This is a genomic window from Qipengyuania sp. L-5Y, assembly GCF_056859455.1.
This window is the reverse complement of the sequence record NZ_JBSXOM010000030.1, coordinates 190,998-198,235: the sequence shown is the minus strand read 5'-3', so window position 1 is coordinate 198,235 and position 7,238 is coordinate 190,998. Positions and strand designations below refer to the sequence as shown.

8 protein-coding genes are annotated in these 7,238 nt (G+C 58.6%); 3 read left to right on the top strand and 5 right to left on the bottom strand.

The window, feature by feature from the left end; genetic code table 11:
• Nucleotides 1-116 precede the first annotated feature (116 nt).
• Nucleotides 117-449, bottom strand: a complete 333-nt coding sequence (locus AC13F2_RS10995; protein ID WP_482964646.1) for a glycosyltransferase — start codon at nt 447-449, stop codon at nt 117-119.
• Nucleotides 450-551: 102 nt separating this feature from the next.
• Between AC13F2_RS10995 and AC13F2_RS10990 the strand changes: the two genes are divergently transcribed.
• The gene (locus AC13F2_RS10990) at nt 552-2,597 is read left to right on the top strand and encodes an HAD-IIB family hydrolase (RefSeq protein WP_482964645.1); all 2,046 of its coding nucleotides are present in this window, start codon (nt 552-554) and stop codon (nt 2,595-2,597) included.
• Nucleotides 2,594-3,481, top strand: a complete 888-nt coding sequence (locus AC13F2_RS10985; RefSeq protein WP_482964644.1) for a glycosyltransferase family 2 protein — start codon at nt 2,594-2,596, stop codon at nt 3,479-3,481. Before AC13F2_RS10990 ends, AC13F2_RS10985 begins: the two co-directional genes overlap by 4 nt.
• Here the strand turns inward: AC13F2_RS10985 and AC13F2_RS10980 are convergent.
• Entirely contained in the window at nt 3,474-4,574 is a 1,101-nt protein-coding gene (locus AC13F2_RS10980) for a glycosyltransferase (RefSeq protein WP_482964643.1), read from the bottom strand. The genes AC13F2_RS10985 and AC13F2_RS10980 overlap by 8 nt on opposite strands.
• Entirely contained in the window at nt 4,571-4,819 is a 249-nt protein-coding gene (locus tag AC13F2_RS10975) for a hypothetical protein (RefSeq protein ID WP_196847582.1), read from the bottom strand. The genes AC13F2_RS10980 and AC13F2_RS10975 overlap by 4 nt, the downstream gene beginning before the upstream one ends.
• 243 nt (nt 4,820-5,062) lie before the next feature.
• Here AC13F2_RS10975 and AC13F2_RS10970 point away from each other — a divergent pair, with 243 nt between their 5' ends.
• Nucleotides 5,063-5,437, top strand: a complete 375-nt coding sequence (locus AC13F2_RS10970) for a YidH family protein (protein ID WP_196847583.1) — start codon at nt 5,063-5,065, stop codon at nt 5,435-5,437.
• Nucleotides 5,438-5,501: 64 nt separating this feature from the next.
• Here AC13F2_RS10970 and AC13F2_RS10965 read toward each other — a convergent pair whose 3' ends face one another.
• Complete coding sequence (locus AC13F2_RS10965) at nt 5,502-6,230, bottom strand: PP2C family protein-serine/threonine phosphatase (protein WP_482964642.1); 729 nt, start codon at nt 6,228-6,230, stop codon at nt 5,502-5,504.
• Nucleotides 6,221-7,231, bottom strand: a complete 1,011-nt coding sequence (gene tagH / locus AC13F2_RS10960) for a type VI secretion system-associated FHA domain protein TagH (protein ID WP_482964641.1) — start codon at nt 7,229-7,231, stop codon at nt 6,221-6,223. Before tagH ends, AC13F2_RS10965 begins: the two co-directional genes overlap by 10 nt.
• Nucleotides 7,232-7,238: the final 7 nt, after the last annotated feature.

The following is a 7,238-nucleotide window of genomic DNA, read 5'->3' as shown; positions in this document are numbered from 1 at the left end:
CCCCGCTCAGGTGGCAGCAGCGGCCCGATCACTTCCCACTCTTCGTCCGTAACGCCAATCCGCTCGCCCAAGGCTGCCTCCAAAAGCCAGCCTTGAATCAAGGTCCGAGTCCACAGTCAAGCTTTGTCCACGAAACCTAGTGCAGCACATACTCCGCTCGCATGCGCCGAGCCGTGGAGGTGTACGACGTCGAACTGCGCAGCGCGCGTTACGAGATCGGCGAGTTGTTCCGCCTCCAATTCTGCCGGGAAGCCGGGCGTCAATTTTCCATATGTGTCGGAAGATGCGGAGGCTGAGCGATAGCTCCCGACTATTTCGACGTCCGTTAGCCTACTGTCGCAAGGCGCGAACACGGTGACCTCATGCCCCGCTTTGGCCTGTGCCGTAGCAAGATCGGCGACGACACGCTCTGTCCCGCCATACGTCTTCGGCGGGACTGGATAAATCACGGGTGCGACATGAGCTATACGCATAGAACTAACATAGATTGCCTGCTATTTCAGGAACTTAGCATGTATAAGTGAATCCTACCCTTTGGAAAGGGTCTTCACATGTTCATTTGTCATGTTGCGCTCCAAGGGTGTCTCACTTTGCAGGATGTTCCCTATGGGCTGACGGCGGACACCGGCGGTCATATCAAATATCTGCTGGAGCTTGCTGACGCGAGCGCAAAAGATCCCTCCGTTCACCGCATCGATCTCGTGACGCGAGGGTTTGTGGATTCACGACTGGGCGAAAAATTTCGACCCGGTGAGAGCGAGCGTGATCACAAGGTGCGTCTCGTCCGGATTGCCGATGGCGAGGAAGCTTACCTTCCCAAGGAAGACCTGCGCCATCGCCATGGCGAGCTGTGCGATTCCTTCATCGCCTATCTTCGCGGTCTCCATAGGAAACCTGATCTCATCCACGCGCACTACGCCGACGCTGGCATTCTGGCTCGCCGCGCGAAGGAGGTGTTCGGCATTCCCTATGTTTTCACAGGACATTCTCTGGGAGCGGTCAAACGAGAGGCCAGCGGCCGAACCAATGACGAGCTGGAACGGCGAATAGCTATTGAAGAAAGGGCCCTGGAAGCCGCCGACGCCGTGATTGCGAGTTCGCGCGACGAGGCTGAAGCCCAGTATGCGCATTACGGTTCGATCCGTGCGGGACGGATCCGGGTCATTCCCCCTGGCTGCGAATTGGAACGCTTCGAAGGAGCGACGCCAAATGCGAAGGTGCAGCAAGAGGTTGAGCGCTTTTTACGAGATCCGAAAAAGCCCATCATTCTGGCCATCGCCCGTCCGGTCCGAAAGAAAAATCTGATTGGGCTTGTCGAAGCATATGCGTCCAACCCGTCTCTTCAAGACCGTGCGAACCTGGTCATCGTTGCCGGTTGCCGGAGCAGGATTACCGATCTCGAGCCTGAATGCCGGTCGATCTGCGAGGAGCTTATCCGCGCGGTCGATTCGCACGATCTGTACGGGAAGGTCGCCTATCCCAAATCGCACGAGCCCGAAGACATCCCGGCCTATTATGCTCTTGCCCGGGAGAGTGGCGGCGTTTTCGTAAACCCAGCACTGAATGAGCCATTTGGCCTGACCCTGCTCGAAGCGGCTGCTGCGCGTCTGCCGGTCGTTGCTACCGATAGTGGAGGCCCCAACGATATCGTGGAGCGCTGCAAGAACGGTCTTCTGGTTTGTCCCAAGGACCCAGCGGCGATTGCCGGTGCCTGTCTCGAGATTATCTCCAATCGACGCGAATGGATTCGATACGCATCGGCGGGAGGCGATGCAGTCGCCGCCTACGACTGGGAAGCTCATACGGACATCTATCACAAGGTGATCCGCGAGCTGGTCGAGCCTCAGAAGCCGAGCAGCGAGCATCGACGGCTTCTTGTCTGCGACATCGACAATACCCTGCTGGGCGATCGGGCGGCACTGCGCGAATTTCTCGACTGGCAAATCCAGAACTCATCCAAGATTGCGTTGGGGATTGCTACCGGGCGCAGCTTCCACAGCGCTCAGGCCATACTTGCAGCAGAAGGAGTTCCCACGCCGAACGTCATCATCAGCAGCGTGGGCAGCCAAATTCATTGGTATGATCCCGCGACGCGAAGCTATGCGGAAGACAGCGCATGGGCAAAGTACGTGGCGCGAGATTGGCGAGGTGAAGCAATAGAATGCTTGGCCAGAGACCTGGGCCTTCGCCCCCAGGCGCCACTCGAACAGCGCAAGGGCAAGGCGAGTTACTTCCTCGACGATCACGATCCGGAAGAAATCCGCCGAACCATGCACGACGCCGGTTTGGATATCGAGATCGTCGCCAGTCATGGCCGATATCTGGATATCCTGGCCAGAGGCGTGGGAAAACACGCCGCCGTTCTGCATGTTGCAGATGCGCTGGGCATGACTCAATCGCAGGTAGTCGTGGCAGGCGACAGCGGGAACGACCGGGCCATGCTCCGCGCATGTCCTCATCCCATCATCGTCGGCAACTGGAGTGACGGCCTCGGCGATGATCCCGCGCTCTCCCATGCCTATATGGCATCTGCTACCCACGCTGGGGGAGTGCTCGAGGGGGTCCGCCACTACAGCGAGGCCGGGCACTGGCAATGACGTACCGCTCGGTATCTGTGCTCACGCTGGTGCGGGGACGCCAAGTGCATCTGGATCATCTGATTGCCGGGCTATGCGCGCAGGCGAGAATGCCGGACGAACTGGTCGTTGCTTTCATGCAGGACGTAGCGCCTCGAGTTCCTCCAGACTGTCCATTCCCTATTCGTCTGCTGCAAATAGATGGCGATGCCCTCCCGCTGGCCAAAGCGCGAAACCATGCGGCCGATCAGGCGGAAGGAGAAATTCTGGCCTTTCTAGATGTCGACTGCATCCCTGATCGAAACTTTGTGAAACGCGCGATCGAAGCCGTCGACCAACTTCCCGATGGCGTCTTTCTGCCCGAGGTCCGCTACCTTCCAGGTAATCCGGACGGCTGGCTGGACCACACGCAGCGCGCGCCTGATGTCACCAAACTTGAATGGGCAGGCAAGCGCCACCCGGCGAAGCCCGACCTTTCCATGTGCGCAACGAGGGCCATTCAGGACTTTGGTGAAATCTGGGGTCTTGCCTTCATCCTTATAGGAAAGACGTGGGACAGCGCAGGAGGCATGGATGAACGATACGTCGGCTATGGCGCGGAAGAAACGGATTTCGGTCGCCGCCTCGAAAGAGCCGGAGCCGAACTTTACTGGCTGGGGGGTACGGTATGTTACCATCAGCATCACACAATCAACAAACCGCCTCTCCAGCATTTCGAGAGCATTGTCCGCAATGCGAGGCTTTTCCACGATTGCTGGCATGAGTGGTGCATGGATTACTGGCTCGACGATTTCGCACGTCGCGGATTGATAGAGCGTGATGCGGATAAGCTGACCGTGATCCGCCATCCAACGGCGTCAGAGATTGCCAAGACAACGCAGGGTCCGGAAGTCCGTTTCAGTTAGCCCACAAACGGCGCGCTTCGCTTTCCAGCCATTGCGCTGCCTTCTGCGCAGCCTCCTCGTCATGAAGGGTCGCGAGCCTCGAAACAACCAGCCCATCCGTGTCTGCGAGCGCCCGTTGCCACTCTGGTATCGAAGCTGGCCAGGTGTTGAGATGGAGGGCGGCACCTACTCGGGCCAACTCGGCAGCCTTTGCCTGCTGTTCATCGAAGTATCGCCACTCTGGAATGCAGAGGAAAGGCTTGGCTGCTCGGGCGATCTCATGGACCGTATTGTCGCCGGCCGATGCAACGACCCGGTCTGCCGCACACAGAAATTCCGTCAGATTATCGATCCATCCGAGTTCGCGCAGGTTGCCGAAATCCGTTTCATGTCCTTCGCGGTGGACGGGGCCTGCAACGAGCCACAGACCTTCGGGTTCTGCCCGGGCAGCCACGGTTAACGGAGCGTAGGGAGTACCCGATCCACCGCCGCCTGCGATCACCAACGTAATGGGCTTGTCGAGCGGCAGGTCCAGCCGTTTGCGGGCTTCGTCTCGCGTGAGGATTGGATCTTTCGTGGTGCAGAGGCCGCCAGTGTAAAAGGTGCGCGAGCGAGCCCAGTCAGGGTAGCTATCCTGTTCGATGGCGTCGTCGAACGGCGCGAGCATGCCCACACAGGCTTCGTATCCTGCGAGATGCCCAATGTCTGACCGATCGCCATGCATGCGGATCGTGACGGCTGGTACGCTCATGATGCGCGAAAGAAGCGCGATTTCCGCGGACACATCGATGACGAAAAGGGCCGGATCGATGGCCCGTAAGGTTTGGGCGATAATGCCCATATGATCGCGCATCTCGTCTACGCCTAGCGGAACGCAATGCAGAACGGATGGTGTCGCCTGATTGTGCAAGGCTTTGGATCGCGATGGCGCGCCGATCATGTCCGGGAGCCGGACGAGCTCAGCCTCGCGAGGTAGGCTTTCAAACTGCTCCGGCTTCGCAGTCAAAATGGTGATAGGTCTTTCGGGAGGAATGTGTTTGGAGATCGCCATTATCCGGTTGGCGTGGCCCCGGCCCTGATGATGGGCGAAGAAGGCAATCGGTTTCTGGTTCAAGGGGTATCACCCTCCGGGGCAGCAAGACTGTCGGCGCCAGCTATCGAGTCCCTGCTCCGACCTAGCGACCAGTTCTCCGCGACCCGCACCTTCGGGTTGGGTGCACACCAGATTTCGCCGCCCTCATCCAGCGCAGTCACCCATATCAGATTATGCTCCGCGCCATAATCGATCACTGCGAAAGCCAGCCCCGCGCCTTTGCCGATCACATGAACCGGAAGGGGCGTCTGCAATTGCGTGAACATTCAAGCAGTACCCTTTGCTGTAACGACATGGATTCTCACGAACCTGGCGTATGATGCCGCGCTTACTGGTTCAAAACACGGATTGCGTCGATAGTAGCGACTGAGCGAATATCGCCTCCATCGGGTTCCTTCACACAACAAAGATCATGTGGAATTATCATGAGAACACCGAGACATACGTCTCGATGAGGAGCGCAACTTATGTTGTGCGCACGGCGGCGGCCGACGTGGCACTAGAGGCGTATGACGAAATCGAACGACACTGCCGAGCTTGCCGGAGAACGTACCGATCTGGCTGAGGACCGCACCGTGCTAGCGAATGAAAGAACATTTGCGGGCTGGATGCGAACAGGCCTTGCAGCGGTTGGCATCGGCTTGGGATTCAATGCCTTGTTTGGAAAGATGGAACCGTCTTGGTTGCCCAAGGCAATCGCATCCTGCTTCATCCTGTCTGGGATGGTGATATTCTACCTCGCGGAGCGTAATTCCTGCAGCGTTCTCGAGCGGCTGGACGCTCATTCTGTCCAGCCCCTGAGGCGGATGAACCTGCGGCTGGTCGCCAGTCTGATGGGGACCGGCTCGGTGGTTTTGCTGGGGGGTATGTGGTTCCTGCTGTGAGCTGTCCGGGGATTTTGACGCATTTCCCTCGTTGATTTCGCAACGTCGGTGATATCGAGAATGCTTACGCTTTTACGAGCACGAAGGAGATGTTGTCGCGCCCGTCTCGCTCGAGCGCATTTCTGAGCAATCGATCAGCCATGGCATCGATCGGCTCCTCGTTGCGAAGATCGTCACTGACAAACGAGCGGGAAAGGCCGTCAGAGCACAAAAGCAACAGGTCGCCCGCACTCACATCGATTTCCCGCACGTCGAGATCTATACTGCTGGCAATGCCGAGCGCACGGGTGATGACATTGGCCCGAGGGTGTCCTGCCGCTTCGTCGGCGGCTATTTCGCCCACTTCGACCAATTCCTGTACAAGGCTATGGTCTCGAGTGAGAAGGTCCACTTTCCCGTCTCTCAAACGATAGGCGCGACTGTCGCCGGCCCACCAGATGCGCGCGCAGTCATCAAATATTTTCAGTGCGACGATTGTCGTCCCGCTTTTTCCGCCAGCCCGTTCAAGGATCGAGCCATTCGCCGCTTCGATGGCAGCGCGAATGGCCGCCGGTTCCTGTACCTGCGGCAAACCTCCAAGATGGGCAATGACGGTCTCTGCAGCGAGACTGCCGTTCACATGACCGCCCATGCCGTCGGCGATTGCCCATAACCGGGAATTCGGACGATCGAGGATGCGGTCCTCGTTAAGAGTGCGGAACCGACCGACATGGCTGCGGCTTACGGATTGAATATCCGACGAAGCCAGCGGATCGCTCTCTTTCCGATGCCGGAAGAACCTGCTCAGTCGCATGTATCAGCAACCGTTTCCGCTTCGTCGTAGGCCACAACGAAGGCGCGGTCGAGCGCGCCCGGCACACCGTCCGCAATCTCGGAACAAAGTTCGGCATGACGCTCGCGTAGTTGTTCCAAGGCTGACTGAGAGCGCGTCTGAAGCAACGTCTTGCGCCGAGAACCCGACCCGTCCAGTCGATCCGGGTTCAAATGATTGATCGCTGCGCGCAGGCTCCCGCGCATGCCTGCAAAGGTAGCGACGAGATGCCGTTTGACGTCGCGAAACGAAGCCTGGAGCGCTGTAGGACCGGACATGAAGCCGGTTGATTCTGCAAGCAGGAGGTCGACGGCGAGCCTTTGGGACGGTGCCCATTTGAAAGGATTGTTGTCCTGGCCCGACATGGTTGTCCGGTTGAGGCTGTATCTTTGCCGCGCAGCATTGCGTTCGGACATTAGGTCGCCGATTCCAAGGACCATCTGGCGGTAAAGAGCGCCCGCGCGGCGCATGATCTCATCGGGGTCTTCGCTGGACAACAGCGACGCATCGAGTTGGGCGCCCTGGCAGAACGCTTCCAAGAGCGTCCCACTGGCAGGTGTCGATTGATTTGTCGGTTCGTCCCATTCGCTGGGAACGTCGGTCGATGTGCCAAGCGGAGGAGTGAGAACCATCGTGCGATCTGCTGCGCCGGAAGGCGATGCGGCAAGGGGCGCAGGAGCGATGACGATGCGGAACCGTCCCAGCCTCAAGGTTGCCGGCACAGAGAGCACGAATTCGGCGTCGTCCGGATAACGGGCGCCGCTGAAGTCGTCATAAACGCCGTTCGCTCCGCTGACATGGAGCGACAGGCCATTGTCCGAGATCCGAAGTTCGCAATGATTGCGTGACACTTCGCAATTGGGGTCTGCAATGCTCCAGTCGGCAGCAGCGTCGCGTCCGATAGTGAGGTTCCCCGTAGCAAACAGCCGTGCGTCGATCGGCTGGACTGCGTCGTCGATATCGAACAGTTGAAGCATGTACATTGCGATG